Source organism: Pseudomonadales bacterium, from assembly GCA_013215025.1.
Classification (GTDB): domain Bacteria; phylum Pseudomonadota; class Gammaproteobacteria; order Pseudomonadales; family DT-91; genus DT-91.
The window spans coordinates 20,629-41,027 of record JABSRR010000001.1; the positions used below are offsets into that span (position 1 = coordinate 20,629).

The 20,399-nt window shown below is 44.4% G+C and carries 18 protein-coding genes; 2 read left to right on the forward strand and 16 right to left on the reverse strand.

What is annotated here, in order from left to right:
- Positions 1-25 precede the first annotated feature (25 nt).
- The 3 genes from HRU21_00090 to HRU21_00100 are packed head-to-tail and all read right to left on the reverse strand — an operon-like array spanning position 26 to position 3,572.
- Complete coding sequence (locus tag HRU21_00090) at positions 26-1,045, reverse strand: SDR family NAD(P)-dependent oxidoreductase (GenBank protein ID NRA40680.1); 1,020 nt, start codon at positions 1,043-1,045, stop codon at positions 26-28.
- Between the two features lie 40 nt (positions 1,046-1,085).
- Positions 1,086-2,348, reverse strand: coding sequence for a sulfotransferase (locus HRU21_00095; protein ID NRA40681.1), 1,263 nt, complete (start codon positions 2,346-2,348; stop codon positions 1,086-1,088).
- A gap of 45 nt (positions 2,349-2,393) precedes the next feature.
- Positions 2,394-3,572 (reverse strand): DUF1214 domain-containing protein, encoded by a 1,179-nt coding sequence (locus HRU21_00100; GenBank protein ID NRA40682.1) that lies wholly within the window; start codon positions 3,570-3,572, stop codon positions 2,394-2,396.
- A 219-nt stretch (positions 3,573-3,791) separates the two neighbouring features.
- Between HRU21_00100 and HRU21_00105 the strand changes: the two genes are divergently transcribed.
- Complete coding sequence (locus tag HRU21_00105; GenBank protein ID NRA40683.1) at positions 3,792-4,382, forward strand: TetR/AcrR family transcriptional regulator; 591 nt, start codon at positions 3,792-3,794, stop codon at positions 4,380-4,382.
- 236 nt (positions 4,383-4,618) lie between these two features.
- Here HRU21_00105 and HRU21_00110 read toward each other — a convergent pair whose 3' ends face one another.
- The 10 genes from HRU21_00110 to HRU21_00155 form a co-directional block, all read right to left on the reverse strand.
- Positions 4,619-5,929 carry a tetratricopeptide repeat protein gene (locus tag HRU21_00110; GenBank protein NRA40684.1) on the reverse strand — a complete coding sequence of 437 codons (1,311 nt, stop codon included), beginning with the start codon at positions 5,927-5,929 and terminating at the stop codon, positions 4,619-4,621.
- A gap of 14 nt (positions 5,930-5,943) precedes the next feature.
- A complete protein-coding gene (locus HRU21_00115) occupies positions 5,944-6,612 on the reverse strand; it encodes an energy transducer TonB (GenBank protein ID NRA40685.1) in 669 nt (222 codons plus the stop codon).
- Positions 6,613-6,649: 37 nt separating this feature from the next.
- Complete coding sequence (locus HRU21_00120) at positions 6,650-7,060, reverse strand: biopolymer transporter ExbD (GenBank protein ID NRA40686.1); 411 nt, start codon at positions 7,058-7,060, stop codon at positions 6,650-6,652.
- Between the two features lie 41 nt (positions 7,061-7,101).
- Positions 7,102-7,623, reverse strand: coding sequence for a MotA/TolQ/ExbB proton channel family protein (locus HRU21_00125; protein NRA40687.1), 522 nt, complete (start codon positions 7,621-7,623; stop codon positions 7,102-7,104).
- A 12-nt stretch (positions 7,624-7,635) separates the two neighbouring features.
- Positions 7,636-9,033 carry a MotA/TolQ/ExbB proton channel family protein gene (locus HRU21_00130; protein ID NRA40688.1) on the reverse strand — a complete coding sequence of 466 codons (1,398 nt, stop codon included), beginning with the start codon at positions 9,031-9,033 and terminating at the stop codon, positions 7,636-7,638.
- Positions 9,034-9,048: 15 nt separating this feature from the next.
- On the reverse strand, positions 9,049-9,825 hold the full coding sequence (locus HRU21_00135) for a DUF3450 domain-containing protein (protein NRA40689.1): 777 nt from the start codon (positions 9,823-9,825) through the stop codon (positions 9,049-9,051).
- A 314-nt stretch (positions 9,826-10,139) separates the two neighbouring features.
- Entirely contained in the window at positions 10,140-11,576 is a 1,437-nt protein-coding gene (locus HRU21_00140; protein ID NRA40690.1) for a hypothetical protein, read from the reverse strand.
- 161 nt (positions 11,577-11,737) lie between these two features.
- Positions 11,738-14,740, reverse strand: a complete 3,003-nt coding sequence (locus HRU21_00145) for a TonB-dependent receptor (GenBank protein NRA40691.1) — start codon at positions 14,738-14,740, stop codon at positions 11,738-11,740.
- Between the two features lie 183 nt (positions 14,741-14,923).
- The gene (locus HRU21_00150) at positions 14,924-15,235 is read right to left on the reverse strand and encodes a hypothetical protein (protein ID NRA40692.1); all 312 of its coding nucleotides are present in this window, start codon (positions 15,233-15,235) and stop codon (positions 14,924-14,926) included.
- A gap of 128 nt (positions 15,236-15,363) precedes the next feature.
- On the reverse strand, positions 15,364-16,482 hold the full coding sequence (locus tag HRU21_00155) for a DUF3524 domain-containing protein (GenBank protein ID NRA40693.1): 1,119 nt from the start codon (positions 16,480-16,482) through the stop codon (positions 15,364-15,366).
- Positions 16,483-16,609: 127 nt separating this feature from the next.
- Here HRU21_00155 and HRU21_00160 point away from each other — a divergent pair, with 127 nt between their 5' ends.
- A complete protein-coding gene (locus tag HRU21_00160; GenBank protein NRA40694.1) occupies positions 16,610-17,398 on the forward strand; it encodes an enoyl-CoA hydratase/isomerase family protein in 789 nt (262 codons plus the stop codon).
- 36 nt (positions 17,399-17,434) lie between these two features.
- Here the strand turns inward: HRU21_00160 and HRU21_00165 are convergent, their stop codons facing one another.
- Genes HRU21_00165 through HRU21_00175 form a run of 3 tightly spaced genes read right to left on the reverse strand, consistent with a single transcriptional unit; the run spans position 17,435 to position 20,396 of the window.
- The gene (locus tag HRU21_00165; protein ID NRA40695.1) at positions 17,435-17,899 is read right to left on the reverse strand and encodes a cytochrome c-type biogenesis protein CcmH; all 465 of its coding nucleotides are present in this window, start codon (positions 17,897-17,899) and stop codon (positions 17,435-17,437) included.
- Positions 17,900-17,915: 16 nt separating this feature from the next.
- Positions 17,916-18,449: a DsbE family thiol:disulfide interchange protein gene (locus tag HRU21_00170; GenBank protein NRA40696.1), complete on the reverse strand. Its 534-nt coding sequence runs from the start codon at positions 18,447-18,449 to the stop codon at positions 17,916-17,918.
- A gap of 9 nt (positions 18,450-18,458) precedes the next feature.
- Positions 18,459-20,396, reverse strand: a complete 1,938-nt coding sequence (locus HRU21_00175; protein NRA40697.1) for a heme lyase CcmF/NrfE family subunit — start codon at positions 20,394-20,396, stop codon at positions 18,459-18,461.
- Positions 20,397-20,399 lie beyond the last annotated feature (3 nt).

The window sequence follows — 20,399 nt, forward strand, 5'->3', positions numbered from 1 at the left end:
GCCAAACAAAGAGCTATAAAAATGGTTAATTGGCTAAAAACTCGCTCAGCAGAGCGGCGCTTTTATCCCACAATTGTTGACCGTTAGCAGGGTCAGCCGCCAATTCAGAACAGGGCTTTTCGCGCATCATGTGTAAGTACACACCGGTTTTATCGGCCATCGATTCTGCGCACGCTAACAGCATTATGGGTGCAGCGGCTGCTTCTGGGCTATTAAAAAACAGGCGCATAATAGGGCCAATAATTGGCCTTAAAAATCCCGGTGATTCGCGGGCAATATTGGAGGCAATAGGCCCAGGACATAAGGCATGCACGGCAATATTGACCTCTCCACTGCCGTTTTGGTAATCAGGGTTAAGCCTACGCGATAGCTCATTAGCAAAAGTCGTTAGATGCAACTTGCTCGTGCCGTAATGTTTTAAACCATCCTTTAGGCCATATTCGACATAGGCGCCAAATTGATCGAAATCGATAGGCGCGGAGGATTGATGCGCCTCTGAGGAGACAAAAATAACCCGCGCAGGCGGCTTATCAGGCTGCTGCGCAATCACACCATCGCTAACCATACGGCTGAGCATAAGTCGGTTGGCGAGAAAGTGTACCGCAAACATCAGCTCATAGCCTTGAGCAGAGTGTCTTGAATTTAGTGGCATTAGGCCAGCATTCATAACCGTAATATCTAACTGAATATTGCGAGCCTGAAGACTATCGCAAAATTCACTTACCGCTTGCATATCCGAGAGATCGACTTGCATCATCTCTACTTGGTCACTGCCTGATAAGCGCTTAACATCCTCACCAGCTTCAGGAATACCGCTACGACAGGCCATGATCACATGCCCACCGCGCTTTGCGAGGTCTATTGCTACCGCTTTGCCAAGTCCACTATTGGCACCGGTCACTAAACAGGTTTTGCCATCGATGCGTTGATCACCCAAGGGCGGTAGCTGTCCCTTATTGCTAAACATATCAAACAGTGCGGTGGTCACCGCCGAAAAAACACTGTTGTGACCAACTGCATTGGGGCCTTGTTTATTTGATGACATTTTTTATCCTTTTCACAATAAAACTCGGGGTTAAGCCTGACTATTCATGAGGAATAGCGTATCGCTGTCGATAAAACTGATACTCAGATTCAATCGACTCTTTGCTTAAACCGAAATCTGCAATATCGTAACGGTGTCGACCAAAGCGATGTTGCACATTTTTATTCTTGGTTGCGTTCAACTTCTCGCTCACGGTTTGGTCATACTCCAGCCCGGCAAATTCGTAAATGCGCCGCACCTCATGCTCTGGATCAGCCAATAAATCATAGTAAGAGACATCTAGAAATCTTGCCTCGCCACGGGCTTCTCGCACATTGATCGAGTCTTGCATTAATTTACCGACTTTTTTGACCCAGTGCTCGGCAACTTCTTTGGCGTCGACATCATCACTAAACACCCCGCGCCCGTGCGCTACCATAGAACAAAACGAGCCGGTTGTTTTTTGCGGATCACGATGCGTTTGCACCACTAAGGCTTCAGGAAACACGTCCATTAGGGTATCAAGATACTCCATATGGTGCGGCGTTTTTAATACCCAATGCGGCGCTGGGTTTTGCCATAGTAAAACTTTCAGCACTCGTCTCAGGTACTGGTATGCCCTGGTATGGTCCTGACGCTCTAGCCATGCAGCATAGCTTGGCACATGCAAAGTGGCTTCTGGCGCTTGACTCATAAAAGACAGGTCAAGTAACAAAATATCTTCCTCTGGCGCGTCATGCTCTACCGGGTGAATGGCAAAAAATTCCGGCGCCAGATAGGCTAAACCTTTTTCAGCCTGCAGCGCTTTTTTTATTCGCTGCTCTGGCTGACCAGGCGTTTCATCAGGTAAAGGCACGGGGTTAAGGGCCTCCCAAGACAGTAGCGATCTTATCTTAGGATCGGACGCCAATAAACGATGCAGAGTCGTGGTGCCGGTGCGTTGCAAACCAGCAATCACAATAATTTTACCAAAGTCGATATCATCAATCTCAGGATGATCTTTATACAATTGCTCAACCCGAAGGCGCACTACCAGGGCATCAATTAAGCGTTGGCGCTGAATCAGTTTACCCAAAGGGGTAAGATGAGCCTCACGATTAATCGCATCCACAAGTATTTGTAGGGGCTCTAAAAACCATTCGTCACCAAAATCACTTAGCCCTGCCTTCTTTTTGGCCCGCGCTAACAACTGCTCAAGCTGAATAGTATTCGACAGCCCCAGGTTTTCGGTCAGCCTGCCGAGCTGATTGAACAGCCGTATGGGCCATGGACGGTTGGGCTGGCTGTAATTATTACCGGTGACAATACTGCTCGATTTATTCATAGTGGATCCTGAGATATAAGCGTTCTAATGGCCTGTGCTTTGGCTTTAGCTTTGGCTTTGGCTTTGGCTTTGCAGACTGGCAAATTTAACAACCTTGGTTTGCGGCACCGGCGGTTCCTGACTGGGATCGGCCAGGCGTAACCAGCGAAAGCACATAGTGCCGCTTTGATGCTGACAGGTATTTATCCAATTTGGCAATCCTGGGTCTTGGTGGGCAACAATGATTCGAATCGACTGATCACTCTGATAAGTGGCTAAATGCTTATTGGTGTGGATTCGGTAATTGGCATAATCTAACGATTCCATCCAATAATTATTCAACTGAAAATTCCAATGCTCACAGTCAGGTGGCATGGCTTCAATCACTAATGCTTCATCCTCTGCTAAGGCCCAGTAGCTGTGGTAGTACACGATATTCGGGTCACCACCCGCATTATCTGATACAGCTTGATCAAAGCGCGGTAATGCATTGCCATGTTTCTGAAAGTCGCGCGCCCATTTTGCAAACAAGATAGAAGCGCCAGCGACCAAAGTGCTGGTGGAACGAAGACCAGCGTCTAAAATTTCAGGCGTCAGCGCTGAAGTCTCATTATGCACGGTGACATTTTGCTGTGAGTCGATGCTGACCCGTTCGATATGTAATTCAGCGGGCACTTCACTGGCACGATCAAGGTAGGTTTGCCTGACTACTAAGGTGCCGCTTTCTGGCACCATCGGCAGCCAGTTCTTGCCCGATTCGGTGCAGCTGATAATCAATTCAAAACTACCGTCGGCTTCAATCTGCATATCATTGGCATCAATAAAACCTGATGGCGGCATGCCGCCGCCCTGGCCATAATGACCAATTTGCGAACCAAAACTGAGGCCGTGCACCGTATTCCGTTGACCTCGAATCCGATAACTGTAGGCGCCACTGATCGCCGCCGTTTGATAATAATTATCTGGATTGTCCGCACCCATTTTCACCGTTTCATGAACGACGCGATGCAATACCGGCGCTTTAGCGTCGGCATGCTCTACAAAAGCCATGAGTCCTGCTCGGGTCAAACGCGTCAGATACCGATAACCCTCAGCCTGGTTAAAGGCATCTTGCGGCGTACCTGGAAAAGTCATGGCTGCACCAGCCGCTTTCAAGGTGTCACAAAATTCAGCCCAAGACTGCCCCGTTACTACGCGCTGTTCGGCAATATTTTGCTCAGTGATGCCGCGCCAGCGTCGAATCATCAGCGTGATGCGACGAAATATATCCAATAAACCTATCAGTATCTTTCTCATACTTTAGCCATCTTAAACGTCCGTTTAACCTATCAGTTATTAGGCAATAATCTTGCAATTTATCTTTTTACGCGATTTAAAGCAATTATTATCAACTTTATTACAAACATTAACTATCGTATATTAGGCATATCGCCTATATATCGTATCGAGTACGGTGGAAATATCATGAGCAAAGATTCAACCCAGCAAAAAATTGTCAATGCCGCTGAACAGCTGTTTGCAGAAAACAGTTATCAAGCCACTACGCTCAGACAAATTGCTGAAGCTGTTGGGATAAAAGAGCCAAGTATTTATGCACATTTCGCCAATAAAGAAGCCATTTACGAAGCGGTTATTGATCGCGCCTTACAGCCTTTTTACAGTGAAATTAACGATTGGAATCAACTGCAGCTATCACTGAAAACCCTGCAAGATATTCCGCGGCGCATGCTCGAACTGCACGCCAGACACCCCTACTCAGCTCAAATTCTGCACCGCGAGTACAGCTTGCCTGCGGATAAAATTAATCACAAAGTGATGCAGTGGCTAGAACAAATTGCCGAACAATCGCATTATTTGATAGCCAATCTTCGCGATGGTGACTGCAGTAAAGAAAAGTCCGTCGCACATATCATTGCTACCACCAATTTAACCCTGGGCGTATTTTCCAGCCTCGGTATTCAATCCTTATTGCTGGCTGATGCCTATGACCCAGATAAGATGTTTGAAGAACACGTGAAAATAGCCACACGCATGTTTAAAAGTGTATTGTTATAGTGATAAGACTAACAGCGATAAGACTAGCAGTGATGAGAACTCAGCGCTAAAACAACAGCAGCTCATGGTCTAAAGCTTAGCAAGAATCTGCTGTGAATTGAGCATACGACTGAGAATAAGGCATACATAATAAGGAAAAATAATAGGCAATAAGAATAAGGCCTAAAATAAGGCCTAAAAAATTAGCACAGCTGCAAAGCTATGAAGGCTATGAAAGCTTTATATATTCATCACACTTATATTTGCGCCATATAAGCCAGCCGCTTTTGCTCGCTTTCCACGAAGGCAAGCCATTGCTTGGCAGTTTTTTCCGTGCTATCAAACTTTTCAGCAACGCTGAAAGCCTGCTTCGATGGCTCAAAGCGTTTCATATTAAACAGCACCAAACCTTTTAGCACGTAAGCATTCGCCTCATCATTGAGCAGGTTGTCGGCACTATGCAATGACAGGGCTTTATCCACCGCTGCTAAAGCCTGCTTCCATGCCTGCCGCTCGGTATGAATTTGTGCCAGTTTAAAAAAATCTTTGGCCTTGTTTGAGGCTTTGGCCGCTTTTTGCATTACATCAATTGCCGCAGAATATTCTTTAGCAATCATTAAAGCATCGCCAAGCAAGGAAAGATTTTTGGCGGATTCATCTATTTGCCCAGCCTGCATACCCTTAATTAGCACTTGGGCTGATTTATACGGTATTTCTTGCGCCAGAAAAGCCTGAGCCAATGATATCAACTCGGATTGTTTGTTTAACAGACCTTGCTCATAGGCCGATTCAAGCACCGATAATTCTTTTGCTGGCTTACCTAACTCGTTATAAACCGCAGATAGCTGCACCCAATACTGCGGCTTAGGATAATAAGCAATCAGATCTTTTAAGCTGCGCTCAAGGCCACGATAGTCTTTATTTTGATAATAAACTGCACGCTCAATAAGTAACCAGTTCTCGCGAGGTTTTTGCCCTTTGGCTTCGACAATCTTGACCGCTTTTTTCACTTCAGGCAGTGCTTTACTGTATTGTTCAAGTTGGTAATAGATTTGAGCGCGCAAAATATAGGCTTCCGCACCTGGGTTTTCAACCAGATCAAACCATTGATTAAGCCGTGATAGCGAGGATGTGTATTTTTCTTCAACTAAGTATAGCTTAGTCAAAGAATACAGCGTGGTTTGCAATAAACTGTCTGGCACATTTTTTAGTGCCAAAATCTTCTCATAGGACTTGGCTGCATTCGCATACTGCTCTTGCTGAAACGCGACATAAGCATACAAATTAAAGGTTTGCGCTTGCTCGTAAGAATTTCGCTTAAGCTTGTCAATTGCCTGCAGCTTCGCAACTGCCTCAGCATACTGTTGTGCATCGGCTAACTCACGCACCTGCTCTAACTTTTTATAAATAATTGGCCGCATTGTCGCACTGCGTTTAACGCGGCGCTTGGGTTTTTCTTCCGCTTGATCAGTAGCCGCATGAGCGGGCAATGGGACGAATATGGCAGCCATTGGCGTTAGTATCAATGTAATGCTTAGCAACGTTGAAACAAAAAATGAAGCTTTCATAGATATGACCTGAATTAACGTTGGCTACTTTTATCTAACTCAAAGCGGATGATGTTTCGGACACCTTTCACTTCAACCGCTTTTCCATTGACCATCTTTGGTTTGTATTTGAATTTATTTGCCGCTGAGATTGCCGCGCGGTTAAAAATATTCGGAGGATCAGACTCGATCACCCGTGCATTCGCAACCGTACCCAGTGTCGTTACATCAAATTCCACCACCACATAGCCTTCAATGCCTCGTTGCGCTGCACGGCGAGGATACTGAGGTGCCACTTTTACAATCGGCAGGTATTCGCCATCACCCGTGCCGCCTGATAAACCGGCTTCAATATTCATATCAGTGCCAACATTTAGTGCAGCTATTGAGAGAGGAGTAACACTATCATTGCTGACTGAAGGTTTTGGCAAGTCAGGTTTTGGCGGTTCTTTAGGTGGTGCAGGTGGTTTTTTAGGTTTACGCTGCTTAGTCTGCAAGTCATCATCTTGTGACACATCAACAAATTCAATCAACTTGCCATAATCTTGTTCAGCAATAACAGACTTACCCGAGCTGATTAAGCCCTGCATCATCCAAAAGACTGCAAATGTCACTGTCGCCGCTGAAAAAATAGCGATCATGAATCGAACAAAACTAGCTTGTAAGCCCTGTGAAGAAACTGTGTTAGATACGTCGGTGCTCATAATCAACCCTGAATATTTAATTGGTGCAAATACACAATTATTTTTTATCAGTCGCTAAAGACACATCACGAACGCCCGCCTCGCGTGCAGCATCCATCACGGCTACCAGCACACGCGTTTTGGCTTCTTCATCTGCTTGCACAACAACGCTGCCCTGAGGATTTTCTGCATGCAAGCGTTCAATGTTTGCGCGCACTTGACCTTCTTCAACCTTACGTTTATTGATCCAAATTTCACCCAACTCGTTGATTGCAACTAAAATGCTTGCCCGTGGCTTAGCTTGAGCGGTAGAGGCTTCTGGGCGGTTAACTTCAATACCCGATTCTTTCACAAACGATGCGGTTACAATAAAGAAGATGAGCATGATGAAAACCACATCAAGCATCGGTGTAATATCAATATCGCTTTCATCAGCATCGGCTGCAAAATTCGAAAAATTACGTCTCATAATTTAATACCTTTAACATTCAACCGTTTTCACGCAGATGGCTAGTGATCAAATGTCATTAAATCTTCAATATGTGATTTCTCACGTTTTATATAGCGCTCAAGTAAGGACTGACCAAACACCCCTGTGAGTGCGCCGACCATACCCGCCATCGTCGGTATCGTAGCTTTGGAGATACCTGCAGCCATCGCCTTTGGGCTTCCGCTACCCAGAAAAGCCATGACATCGAAAACGCCAATCATACCTGTGACAGTACCTAAAAGACCGAATAANGGACAAAGGCCGACTAACATTTTTATCGTTGACATATTGCTCTCTANCTGCATACGTAAGCCAGCTACTAAGTCTTCGCGAATACGGTGTGCCTGCCATGAATTCCGCTCATCACGAGACTCCCAGGCTTGCACTGCGCGCTGAACCGAGCTTTTGTGCGAAAGATTAAAATAAGCAATACGCTCTAAAATAAACAGCCACAATAAAAATATGACAATCGAGATGGCGTACAATACGTCGCCACCACGCTCCATAAACAAGTAGACGGGTTCTGATACGGACTCAATCATAATTAATCCGTGCTATGCAGCAACTGGAGCCGCTTTAAGGCCTTCTGACATTTCTGACTTACGTGCCAAAATGCCAGTTGCACGCTCATCAAGAATAACAATTAAGGCGCGTGAACGATTATTTGCCATGGTATGAAGAAATACACAAGGGATCGCTGCAACCAATCCAAGTACGGTAGTGATTAAGGCTTGAGAAATACCGCCAGCCATTAATTTAGGATCACCTGTGCCGAATAAAGACATTGTCTCAAACACGTCGATCATACCGGTTACCGTTCCCAAAAGACCAAGCAGTGGTGCTACTACTGAAATAATCTTAATCCAGTTTATACCTTTAGTTAACTTAGGTACTTCAGCTGAGACAGCTTCAGCTAAATGCAGCTCTAGGGTTTCTACATCGGCCTGTTGATGTTTTTGGTAAACCGCCATTAAACGACCCAATGCATTATTACTGTTAGCGGTGTCAGCAGACATTTGTTTAGTAATGCGGCCTGATTCGGCAGCTAAAACAAACATACGATAGATGGCTAAGGCGATACCAAATGTTGCTAGCGCTAAAATAATATAACCAACAATACCACCTTGATCGATACGCTCCATTAAGGTGGCAGACTGTCCCTTAATTTTTAATAGCTGGCCGCGTGATGGATCTATCCAAAAGCCAGTTAAACCATCAACAGCAGACTCTAAATCAGCCGCTGGACCGTTATAACGAGAACCCGGTTGCGACGCTAACTCAACCAGTTTTTTCGCCTCAAAATCATACACTAAGTACTGGCCATCACTGATCGCATTAAAACTACCTACACGAACAACGGGCTTATTCACTGTATCGCCAGAAGGCAAAACCACATCAGCATTATATTGCGAGATTTTGCCGGCAAAGGTCATCTCGCGTTGCATTTCAAACCATAATTTTTCAAGCTCTGTCATCGAAGGGAGTTCTGACGACGAACCAGCCTTGCTAATTAAGCTCTTCAAGAAAGCTTCTCGACCAGGTATCTGAGATGAAATAATTGAGCCCTCAAAAATGCCTTGGGTATCACCCGCCACCTGTTGCAACACACCAAATAATTCTTTTAAAGAACCCAAACGTTCGTTTAGACGCGCTTGCTCATCAGCCAACTTAATTTCATTGGCAGCAAACATTTGCTCTTTTTGAGAGCTTAAGTTTTCAAGGCGCGTACGCTCAGCTTTTTCACTACTCAACAGACTTTGCTGCTGTTTTTTGTCCGCTAAAAAACGCTGCATACGCGCGTTATATTCTTTATTGTCCTGCGCCTGCCCTTTTTGTACCAGATTTAAAAGCTGGTCAAGATCGAGAGCCTGAGACTGAACCACCGATACTGACATCGATAGCGCAAGCAAGCTTGAGCTTGCTAAAATAGAAAAAAGTTTTCTCATCTTCATGTTAACCGCCTTTTATTAGTTCACTGCTACAGGAGCTGCAACAGGCACTTTAATTAAGTCAGGAGCTGCTTGCTCACGCGCAATTCGCAATGCCGTAGTTAATTTTGACTTATATTCAGAAGCCAGCGGCTCAAACTGTCTTGAGGTGTTGTTCCAGATGCCTATCGTTTGTCCATCTAGGGTTTGATACATCAATGCAACGCGACCAACGCGCAAGAAATCAACTTCTCGCTCAGCGCCATCTAAGGACATCGATGCACGATAGGTTTTGATCGTTCTACCATAATCCATTTCCTTTTGATAAGCGTCCATCACCTTACGGTACTTTTCAGCAACGCTGACATCGCTACGTCCCATAATCTCTTGCAAGGTCACGATGCGACCCTGACGAAGCTCAGCTTGGAACGGTATATCGTTCTGCACGAATGTTTCTAACGCGGCTATCATATTTAGCATCAACGGGGTAATTTGCCGCTCAATCAGAGTAACCTGTTTAATGCTCTGGTCGATCTGAGTCAATTCCGCCTGTTGGGCATTAAGCTGTTTATTGAGTTGTTGAAGATATACATCAAGCCCCTCAACCTCTTTTACCACTGCACGGTACTCTTGCTCGAGCGTTTTAGTTTGGCCGTCAACGTTGTCAATTTTACGCTGCTGCGTCTGGGCGTTTTTAGCACGATTTTCGCCAGATTTGATAGCGTTATCCATGGTCGCTGCCGACACCTGAACGGCCAACATAAGTGCCGCTGTGCAGACTATTGACTTTTGCCATGCTTGTTTCAACTGATTCATGCAGTTTCCTCGTTTAAACGGTTGAGATAATTTTCAACTCGACATTAGTATTTTAAGAATGCGCAAAGCATAAAATTTCTATATGACAGGAATATGACAAATATCTAATTCGCATACTTTTTTGACAGTTTTTTGAAAGTTTTTTGACAAACCGTCAATAACAACTTCAACGATGCCATCAAGCATTGAACATCGCATCCAAAGCTTAAATTAAGCCATTGAGTAAGTATTCGATAGTGCCAAATGACAAGCTTGCTATAGTCCAAAACCAAAAAAGCGGCCCTAGGGCCGCTTAGTAACTTTCACAGGATAAGTTATGGAACTTGGACCGTTCCTGGCAATGTCCAACTAGACCACCAATCACGGTCAGCAACTGCCGTGTTCGGGTTTACTGCACCAGCGTAATTGGTTGATTCAAATGTAAAACCTGAACCATTCGCGACAGCTGTTGGAACTACGTCAACAGACAATTGCGCAGCAGCATCTGTCGCAGCGAAAGCAGCGTCAAAAGCTAAGGCAGCGTTACCTGCTTTCTGACTCACCGTATCTTGCCCTGCAGGATTTGGAAGAGCACCAGTACCAGATGCATCTTTAGTTGCTTTAAAAGCAAAGAAATCGCCGTCTGTACCACAGTCGCCGACAAACACATTATTGAATGTTACATCTGTTGCTTCATCTTGGCCGTTATCAACGCGCAAGCAATCACCGTTATAGTTTGAGATTACCGTGTTATGTAACTGCACCGTCAAATCTCCACGCAAACGCACTGCAGGCTCAGCTTTATCGCCTGAAGTAATATCAGAACCAACAATAGTGATATTTGACAATACAGCTTCAGTTGCCTTAACGGCTTCATCGTCAGAAGAGTTGGCTTCGATACCACGCGGATCATTTGAACCTTGAGGCTCGGTTGCTGATGGGTTCTTTTGGATGATCGCGAATTGAATGTTGCCTTTATAGCCTTCATCAAAATCAATATCGTCGTCATCATTGCCGGTTAATACTAAATATTTTGCGTTGGCCGTGCCACCAAACCATTCAACACCATCATCTAGGTTATTGTGAACTTGAATATATTCAAGCACAGTTTTATGGCCAACGCCTTGAAGCGTTAAACCATTCACTTCATTATCAGCAACAGCCACTTTACCAGCTTCAGCAATTCGTACGTATTTGATCACACCAGAGTCATCAGCTGGATTATCACCGCCAAAAAACTTAACTGTTTCATCACCGCCCTCACCCTGAACATTACAGAAGCCTGAGTCAGCACATAAAGCGTTAGAGCCTGGTGCATAATGTGGCGCAAAACCTTGCACTATAATACCGCCCCATTCACCTAAGCCATCAAAGTCATCATCGAGCTGCGAGCTGAATGTGATTGGCGCATCAGCCGTTCCTTCAGCATTGATTTTTGATCCACGGTTTATGATTAGTGTACCATCGCTGTCAGCAACAATATTTGTGCCAGGCTCAATGGTCAAAGTCACATTGTTAGCATTTGTTATATCAGCAAGATTTTCTATTCGGTTAGAACCATCGCCTACATTCACAACACCCTGCAAGATCCATGTGCGATCGCTAGTGAGTGTTTTATTTTCAAGAATATTCCCAGATATAACCTCAGTTTCTGGTACTACTGGAGTAACTGGCTCTGGAGAAGAACTGCTACCGCCACCACCACCGCCGCCACACGCTGTAAGTAACGCTGCTGAACACGCCATAGACAAAGTCAACATTTTATATTTCATATTCAAATTCTCTTAATTCAAACTCTTGTTAAAGGATGTTCTTAAATCTGCAAGTGAAACTCAGGCAAAAAAAAGACTCATCTGGCAGAAGCACAGATGAGTCTAGTTTCGCATTACAATGTGACAGAATTTTTACAATAAAATGATGCTTTTATGAAAGTTTAAAACTTCCAGCTAACATCTGCTTTGAAGCGTGCTCCATTTCTATAAGACTCAATAACATTACCATCGCGTGAATATGAAACTTTTTCATCAGTTAAATTTTCAATCTTTGCACCAAATGATAAATCTTCAGTGAAATCCCACTTATATAGTAGATCGAGCGTTAATCGTCCATCTTCTATACGATCATCGCCATTGCGTTCAATTTTATAGATTCGGTCATCAAAATAATTAGCCACCAAAGTAAACGACTGCATATGCTCAAACTCATCAAAGCCAAACTGAATATTTGCTAGCACATCCGATTGACCTTGAAGTTCTCGCTTAGATTGACCTTCGCCAAATTCCGATTCTTGGCTTAATGTCACCTCAGAATCAATCAAAGCTATATTACCGCCGACAAAGCCTGCCCAATTATCATTAATATCGTAGCCAAGCTTACCATCAATTTCTAAACCCAAGATGGTTGCAGACTCTTGATTGCGAAATGTATAGCCATCACAGCTTCTGCCAGAGCAAGAAGGAAGAACTGTTTTCTCAACAGGGCTATCAATATCTTTGTAGAAGAAACCTGCTGATATACTATCTTCATCATTGAGATAGTATTCCAAGCGTAGATCAAAGTTATCAATGAATGATGCCTCTAAAGAAGGTGAGCCAGAAACTTCTTCGTCAGTATCGGGATCAAAGAAAATGGTATCCGAACGCTCAACCAACTCTGGTCTAGATAGTGTTTGTGACCAACCGGCTCGCAATTGAAGTTCATCGCCTAACATTCGGTAAGTTGCCGCTATCATCGGCAACAACTCATCAGTTTCAAAGCTTGCGTCGTCAGCAGACGAATAGATATATTTGATCTCCTGCGTAGTAGACTCATTTCTAGCACCAAAGATAATGTCTAAATTTTCCTTATATGTGCTTAACACTGAAAAATAAACGGCATTGGTATCATCTACACCATCATAGGAGTCTGTCGGCGAGGTATTGACATCTAGCACCCATACACCGGCATCAAAATTTTCAGGTACAAAAGCTTGCTCAAACGTAATACCCGTAGTGCTGAATGTTTGATCATTTTTTCTAAAACCAAAACGCGCCACTCTCACTTCACGGTCTTTTGCAGAAAAATAAACGCCTATATTGAACGTTGATCGTAAATCATCATGCCATTGATAATCCTGAAAGCTATAGTCAAGCCTTGCGTCTAAGGAGTTCTGCTCCATCTCAGAAAATTTTCGCTCTAACGGGCCATTTACTGCGACACCGTTGATATAGTCATAGCTTCTTCTATCAGGTTGATCGCGCGTTGATTGTGCATAGGCAATATGCCAATCCAACGCTTGATTACCATCACCAAGTGCATGCTTGCCACCAAAGCGCTGCTGAATAAACTGGCGCTCAGTCCATTGTAAAATAGCAGTCTCCAGAGATTTACCATCTGCCGACTCAACCCCTTTTTCAAGCTTAGTTAAATCTTCAGATTTGCGTAAAATCGTCGTTTTTGAAGACCAATCGTTATTACCATCGCTGAAGTCAACCGCGAGATAGCCGGTCAAGTCAATTTTTTGCTTCGAACGCTGGTAAGTAAAATTACCCTCTCGCGGGTCATTAATTTCGGCATCTTGACGACTTTCCCACTGATTTTTATACGCGAAAGCTGAATAAACGCCTAATTCACCCTGATCTAACTCCCACAGCGATGCATTAGCAACAGAAAATTCTATATCAGGACCTGCAGTCTTTTCGTCAACATCATAAATATTCTTAAACTTTTTACCTAGCTGGCTCGCTTCTTCAGGTGAAACACTTCCGGGTGAACAGAATGAACCACTGCAAACACTAAAAACATCAGGGCGACCAAAATCAGTCGCTGCATCAACTGCACTGGGCAGTTCGCGCGTACCATCGTCGAAGCCAAGGCTATTGTCGCCGCCATCATAGGTGGCAATATCATCACCGGTCACACCTGCTACATAAGCCATGCCAAACTTTAACTGGGTATACTCTTCATCCGGCATACCACGAGTAACCAAGTTAATTGAACCACCGGTGCTATCGCCAGGCAATTCGGGAGAAAAACCTTTTTTAATCTCAATCGTTTTTAGTACTGATGCGGGGAAAATATCCAATGACACCTCACGTTTTATGGGGTCAGTTGAAGGGATAAGACCGTTGTTCATAGTGGTAGAGTTGTAACGACCTTGTAAGCCCCTAACTACAGCAAATTCTCCATCAGAGATGGATACACCTGAAACGCGTTTTAATGCTGATGCAGCTGATGAATCACCAAAGCGTGCAAATTGCTCTGCACCTATCGCATCTAATACGGTGGAGGCATCTCGTTCAGAGGTCGTCGCAGACTGCGGCACATAAGAACCTACTGCAACCACCTCTTCAATCAGCTCGTCACCCGACAAACTCATGGTTAAATCAACACGTGTAGCTGCACCTGAGAGCACATGTAAATTATTCAAACTACGATTACCGTAGTTTGGGTGTGCAACGGTTAAATCGTATTGACCACGCGGAATCTCTAGAACGAAGGCACCGTCTTCATTGGTAGTAGTGGCTATATCAGTACCGTTAACAGATATACGCGCATCACTGACTGGCCCGGCCGTTTCTTCTGATGTCAAAATACCGGCAAATTGGCCTACCGCAGCTGCTTCTTCACTGCCCGGCATATAGGTTGCGACATCAAACATTGCCTCGCCGCCAATGATCTCGACATTGATTTCGGCATTTTGCTGATCATTGTCTAGCGTGAAATTAAAATCGCCCAGCCACTCACCATACTCTGAAATTTCTACGGTCTGCTGGCCTTCTGCAAGGTCAAAGACAATAAAGCCGTTTTGCTTCAACAGTTTTTTTTCACCGTTTACGGTAATCGCCATATTGGATACAGCCGCACCATCTTCGGTGACATAGAATACGGCTTCGCCTGCTGAAGCCCAGTAAGATGAGGCTAACAACATTGATGCCATCAGTGGCTTTAACTTCATTTTTTACACCTATAGTCAGTTTGCATTGCAGGAGCCGCAGCATTACGCTGTGGTCATCGGATTAATGTAAGCAGCAAACTTACTACAGTTTTGTGACAATAAAATGACAGCGTCGGTGCTTATTAAGACAATTGATACGCTGACTGTTAATCAATCAGCGTCAAAGAGATAGCTTAAAGGGTTTTATTCACCATACAGGTCAGCATTCACAGCATCCCAATCATAAACCGTTTTATATCCACTGCTTGTTTTCACAGCAAGCTTATAGACCTCAAACATTTCTTGATTCGACACACCATGAACCCGAACACTTGCGCCAGTATGTAGCATATCGGCATCGAAGCTAATAACATCTAACTTTATACTTTTGTTACTGGTGTTAACAAAATATGCACCCTCAGCGCGAACAAATTCGCCTTCATGTATTTGCTGATTGGCATGTGCTGTGATGCTTAGTAAAGTGAGCAAACACAAGCTTAGATATCTAACGCGCATAAAATACTCCTAATATGTTTTAATACAGAAGAAAACTATAAACGCTTAAGATGAAAATTTGATGGCAGTTTTGTGACAAATAAGATTTTTATTTAGTTATTAAAAAGTATTTATATTTCAGATTAACATTATGCTTTATAACGGTGAGCAAGATGTTGCTGAATAATTGCAGCGTAGGCATTTAAAACTTGATCATAATCTGACAAATTTAAATGCACTTTGACCCCTTCTTTATGGATATGCTTAATCTTATCTAACATTTCATCCATGTCATTGTATAAACATTCCTCACTATAAAGTTCAGGATAAACTTGGTCACGAGGCAATAGCGGCAAACAAGCAGCCATAGCTGCCTCAGCCGCGGCAATTCCAAAAAACTCGTGCCGACTGGTTGAAATAAAAATATCTGCCTGCTGCAAATAGCGCACATAATCAGAGCGCGACTCAGCAAATCCAGCAAAGCTTATTTGTTCTGCAAACTCTGTTAATAACCTCTGCATCACTTCGGGTATGTTGCGAAATGATTGTCCGAGAATACATATACTGAAACTAATACGCTGTTGCTGTAGCCTCTGCAATAATTGATACAGGCGGTCAATGCCCTTATCAAACTCCCATCGAGCCACCCAAATCAATTTCAAGTGACGCTGTGCAGGAATATGGATTGATACCTTAGATGATGAGCCTGTTGCAAAACTGGATGAATCAACCGGTATAGCTAAAACCGATGTTTTAGAAAAATACGCATCAATATCGATACAATAGTCTGGTAATTTTTTTAATAGCGCTTTAGCACCCTGAAAAAAACTCTGGCGGTTATATTCACTATTAAACAGCGCGCTATCGGCACAAATCAGATTGTAAATACTGGTTAGCTGCGCAGATAATCGCGTATGCTGCTGTTGCTGTTGGCTGCTGATATCCAGCGCCGGATTTTCGGGATAAGCGAATTGATTTTCGTGGAAGTAAATAATATTCGGTATGGCCGCAAGTTTAGGGCACAGTCCTCGCAAATTTGCCAAGTCAGTCATTGATGTGGCGATCAATAGCGCAAAATCTTGCTCCAATACCGATTGGTATGCCTGCCAAAAGCCCATTGCATTACCGCGACTGCGCCAGGCATAGTGTCGGCCGGGTAAGCTTAATAATTGCCAATCAAAGGCCTGCAAGCTAAGCAGCTGCTCTGCCCAATAGTGGTGACTTTGCGCATGATAGGCTGACAGTAATAAAATCTTCGGTTTGCTCATCCCCAAAGTATGCCTTGCAGTCAGTCAAATTTGAATCCCGCATCGTTACTGGATTCGATTGCCAATCATTGGCCATACCACTAAAATGCTGCCCTTTGTGCACACTCATCCATAAAGGCCACATGCTATGAACTTTGACACGCTTGAGTTTTCTATTGATACACATGTTGCGATTATTCGCCTCAATCGCCCTGACGCTGCTAATGGTATCAATATGCAAATGGCACATGAGCTTATGCAGTTGGCCATTGAATGTCAGGAAAACCCTGAGATTCGGGCGGTGCTTCTAACCGGCAATGGCAAAATGTTTTCAGCTGGCGGTGATTTAAAAAGTTTCGCGGCATACGGTGAGCAAACGACAGCCAAGCTGCATCAGCTTATGAGCTATATGCATGCAGCTATTACGCGCTTCGCGAATGGACAAGCGCCTTTTTTAGTTGCGGTTAATGGCGTCGCCGCGGGTGCCGGTTTTTCCTTTGCCTGTGCGGCAGATATCGCCTTTGCTGCCAACACTGCAAAATTCACTATGGCCTACACCGCTGCAGGCTTATCGCCTGATGGCGGCGCTAGTTTTTATCTGCCACGCTTAGTAGGCATGCGCCGCGCACAAGAACTGATGCTCACTAACCGATTATTATCAGCTGACGAAGCAAAAGATTGGGGCATTATTAACGATGTTATCGAAGCCGATGATTTATTTGAGCATGCATTGACACAGGCCAAGGCCTTGGCTCAGGGGCCGACACAGGCTTATGCTAGTGTGAAACAGTTATTGGTGAACAGCTATCAAAGCAGCCTCGAAGCGCAGCTGGAATTAGAGGCCAACGGCATGGCAGCCATGAGCCGCACGAGCGATGGTAAAGAAGGTATTGAGGCATTTTGCCAAAAACGTAAGCCACAATTTAGCGGCAAATAAGTTACCGTGCTTATGGCTAGTTTTAGTTAGACTTAGCTAGCCTTGATCTAAAATATCCGCCAGCTGTTGCCGCTCAAGATCGGATAATGGCTGAGGCTGACCCTGCTGGTTATGCCGGATACGCAGCACAAGAATCATCAGCAATGCCAAAATAAATAGGATCAGCGGCGCCATCCATAGGAGAAAGGTATTGTTATCCATGGGCGGTTCGTACAGCACAAAATTTCCGTATCGCTGAACCATAAAACGCTTGATCGCTTGATCATCTTCGCCTGACTGCACCATGCGAAATAACTCACGCCGCAAGTCTTGCGCAATTGGCGAATTTGAGCCGGATAGGTTTTGATTTTGGCATTTGGGGCAGCGAAGCTCATCTATAAACTGGCGATAACGCTGTTCTTGATCACTGCTGTCAAATTGATGCACATCGATCGCGTTAGCGTGCGACAACACTGCGGAAGACAGCAGATAAATCATTAAAGCTCGCAACAAAAATTTCATTAGCTTGGCCCTTGTGCTATTGATTCAGTGCTGTGTATAAAGGTTCTAAGGTGTTTCGCCAAAGCTTTTCATCTACTACTCCAACATGCTTGTAATGAATAGTGCCATGCTTATCAACCAAAAAGGTTTCGGGTGCGCCATATACCCCTAAATCTAAGCCCATACTGCCCTGCTCGTCAAAAATAACTTGGCTGTAGGGGTTGTGCAGATCTTTTAACCATTTAAGTGCTTTGGCTTTATCATCTTTATAATCCACGCCAACAATGACAACACCTTGCTGCTTTAGAGAGTTTAAGAAAGGGTGTTCAACACGACAAGAAATACACCAGGTCGCCCAGACATTTAATAAATAGGCTTGCTGAGGCAGATCCTGTTCGGTCATAACGGTGTCAGTCAGAAGTTCAGGTAGACTAAACTGTGGCACTTGTTTACCCAACAGGGCTGACGGTAAATCTTGTGGGTTATAATCTTTTGCTAACATGCTGTAAAAAATTACTGCCAGGATTGCAAAAACAATTAATGGCAAAAATAACTTCAGTCGAGCATACATAAAGATAACCTAAACTAATTTGCGATAACGCTTATCAGCAATCGCCAATATACTGCCTAACACCATGAGTATGGCGCCAAGCCAAATCCAACGAATTAGCGGTTTATATTGAATGCGAACAGCCCAGGCGCCATCGCTCAGCGGCTCACCTAATGCAACAAAGAGGTCACGCGAAAGGTTTGCATTGATATCCGCCTCAGTCATGACATTCGACATCTGAGAGTGATAATAGCGTTTCTCTGGCAATAAGCGCGCAATCTGCTGCTGCTGCTCGAATACTGAGATTTTGCCCTGCTCAGCCACATAATTTGGACCGGCTACTCTCTCAGTGCCGTGAAATACAAATTGGTATTGATGAATTTGCAAGCTGTCGCCAGCCAGCATTTTAACGTCTTTTTCGATGCCATAGTGACTGACAATGGCTATACCGATAGCAGTAACGGCTAAGCCGATATGGCCTAACTGCATACCATAAAATGACAGCGTGAGTCGCTGCAGACCTGATCGAAGTGACGTTGCATGGCGCAGCTTAGCAAGCAGTTCAAGCAGGCAAGACGCCAATACCCATGCGGCTAAAAACATTGCCACAATCGCTTGCACGGACCAATCACTGATGTATAAGACCATTAAAAAGGCTGCGACGACAATCGTGACTGGCAACATTTTTAACAACAATGCTTTGATTGATACAAGACGTGTCTGTTTCCACTGCAATGAGGCACCAATGCCCAAGCAGAACATCAATGCAAGCGTTAAAGGCACGAACAATTTATTAAAATACGGGGGGCCGACCGAGTATTTACCCAGCTCTAAATAATCAGCAATCAGTGGAAACAGCGTACCCACTAATACCGTGAGCGTAGCAACAACTAGCAGAATATTATTGAACAATAAAAACATTTCGCGAGAGAAAAAGCTGAATTGACCAGCTTTAGACACGGTTGGTGCACGAAGCGCAAACAGCATCAATGAGCCACCAACCACGATCGCCAAAAAGGCTAAAATAAACACCCCACGTTCGGGGTCAGCAGCAAAGGCATGCACTGAGGTCAATACCCCAGATCGAACCAAGAAAGTGCCGAGCAAACTCAAGGAAAACGCGAAAATGGCTAACAGCAAAGTCCAGCTGCGAAATAAATCACGTTGCTCAGAGACCGCTAAACTATGCATAAGCGCAGTGCCTACCAACCACGGCATAAAGGATGCGTTTTCAACTGGATCCCAGAACCACCAGCCTCCCCAGCCTAATTCGTAATATGCCCACCAGCTGCCCAAGGCGATACCGGCGGTTAAAAAGCCCCATGCAGCAGTCGTCCAAGGTCTAACCCAGCGAACCCAAAGGGCATTTACCTCACCACTCAACAGCGCAGCAATAGCAAAAGCAAAGGCAACTGAGAAGCCAACATAGCCAAAATATAGCATCGGTGGGTGAATAATCATGCCAGGGTCTTGCAGCAAGGGATTAAGGTCATTGCCGTCGGCAGGAATATTAGGCAAGTTGCGCGCAAAGGGATTAGACGTTAGTAAGGCAAATAAGACAAAACCAATATAAATCATTGCCATAATGGCTAGCACACGGGCGCGTATATCAATTGGCACAGCTTGTGACAATAATGCCACCGCCATTAACCAGCTGCTGAGAATAAACATCCACAGCAGTAAAGAGCCTTCATGGCCACCCCACAGTGCGGTAATCTTATAAATCATCGGCAACGAGAGATTAGAGTGCTGTGCTACCACTTTGATGGAAAAATCATTGCTGGCAAACCCTAACATCAATAATAATAGCGAGGCCAAACAAGCCAAGAACAAGCCGGCGCTTAGCCACTGCGAAGACTGCATCAAAGCCCAATGATTTTTACTTGCACCGTACAGCGGGACCACCGCCAGCAAAAGTGCAAAACAGAGTGATAAAATTAAGCTAAGGTGTCCAAGTTCTGCAATCATTAT

What these genes read in the sequence shown, in the direction of transcription:
- HRU21_00090 (NRA40680.1), bottom strand. Translation starts at nt 1,045, where the DNA reads ATGTCATCAAATAAACAAGGCCCCAATGCAGTTGGTCACAACAGTGTT.
- HRU21_00095 (NRA40681.1), bottom strand. Translation starts at nt 2,348, where the DNA reads ATGAATAAATCGAGCAGTATTGTCACCGGTAATAATTACAGCCAGCCC.
- HRU21_00100 (NRA40682.1), bottom strand. Translation starts at nt 3,572, where the DNA reads ATGATTCGACGCTGGCGCGGCATCACTGAGCAAAATATTGCCGAACAG.
- HRU21_00105 (NRA40683.1), top strand. Translation starts at nt 3,792, where the DNA reads ATGAGCAAAGATTCAACCCAGCAAAAAATTGTCAATGCCGCTGAACAG.
- HRU21_00110 (NRA40684.1), bottom strand. Translation starts at nt 5,929, where the DNA reads ATGAAAGCTTCATTTTTTGTTTCAACGTTGCTAAGCATTACATTGATA.
- HRU21_00115 (NRA40685.1), bottom strand. Translation starts at nt 6,612, where the DNA reads ATGAGCACCGACGTATCTAACACAGTTTCTTCACAGGGCTTACAAGCT.
- HRU21_00120 (NRA40686.1), bottom strand. Translation starts at nt 7,060, where the DNA reads ATGAGACGTAATTTTTCGAATTTTGCAGCCGATGCTGATGAAAGCGAT.
- HRU21_00130 (NRA40688.1), bottom strand. Translation starts at nt 9,033, where the DNA reads ATGAAGATGAGAAAACTTTTTTCTATTTTAGCAAGCTCAAGCTTGCTT.
- HRU21_00135 (NRA40689.1), bottom strand. Translation starts at nt 9,825, where the DNA reads ATGAATCAGTTGAAACAAGCATGGCAAAAGTCAATAGTCTGCACAGCG.
- HRU21_00140 (NRA40690.1), bottom strand. Translation starts at nt 11,576, where the DNA reads ATGAAATATAAAATGTTGACTTTGTCTATGGCGTGTTCAGCAGCGTTA.
- HRU21_00145 (NRA40691.1), bottom strand. Translation starts at nt 14,740, where the DNA reads ATGAAGTTAAAGCCACTGATGGCATCAATGTTGTTAGCCTCATCTTAC.
- HRU21_00150 (NRA40692.1), bottom strand. Translation starts at nt 15,235, where the DNA reads ATGCGCGTTAGATATCTAAGCTTGTGTTTGCTCACTTTACTAAGCATC.
- HRU21_00155 (NRA40693.1), bottom strand. Translation starts at nt 16,482, where the DNA reads ATGAGCAAACCGAAGATTTTATTACTGTCAGCCTATCATGCGCAAAGT.
- HRU21_00160 (NRA40694.1), top strand. Translation starts at nt 16,610, where the DNA reads ATGAACTTTGACACGCTTGAGTTTTCTATTGATACACATGTTGCGATT.
- HRU21_00165 (NRA40695.1), bottom strand. Translation starts at nt 17,899, where the DNA reads ATGAAATTTTTGTTGCGAGCTTTAATGATTTATCTGCTGTCTTCCGCA.
- HRU21_00170 (NRA40696.1), bottom strand. Translation starts at nt 18,449, where the DNA reads ATGTATGCTCGACTGAAGTTATTTTTGCCATTAATTGTTTTTGCAATC.
- HRU21_00175 (NRA40697.1), bottom strand. Translation starts at nt 20,396, where the DNA reads ATGATTGCAGAACTTGGACACCTTAGCTTAATTTTATCACTCTGTTTT.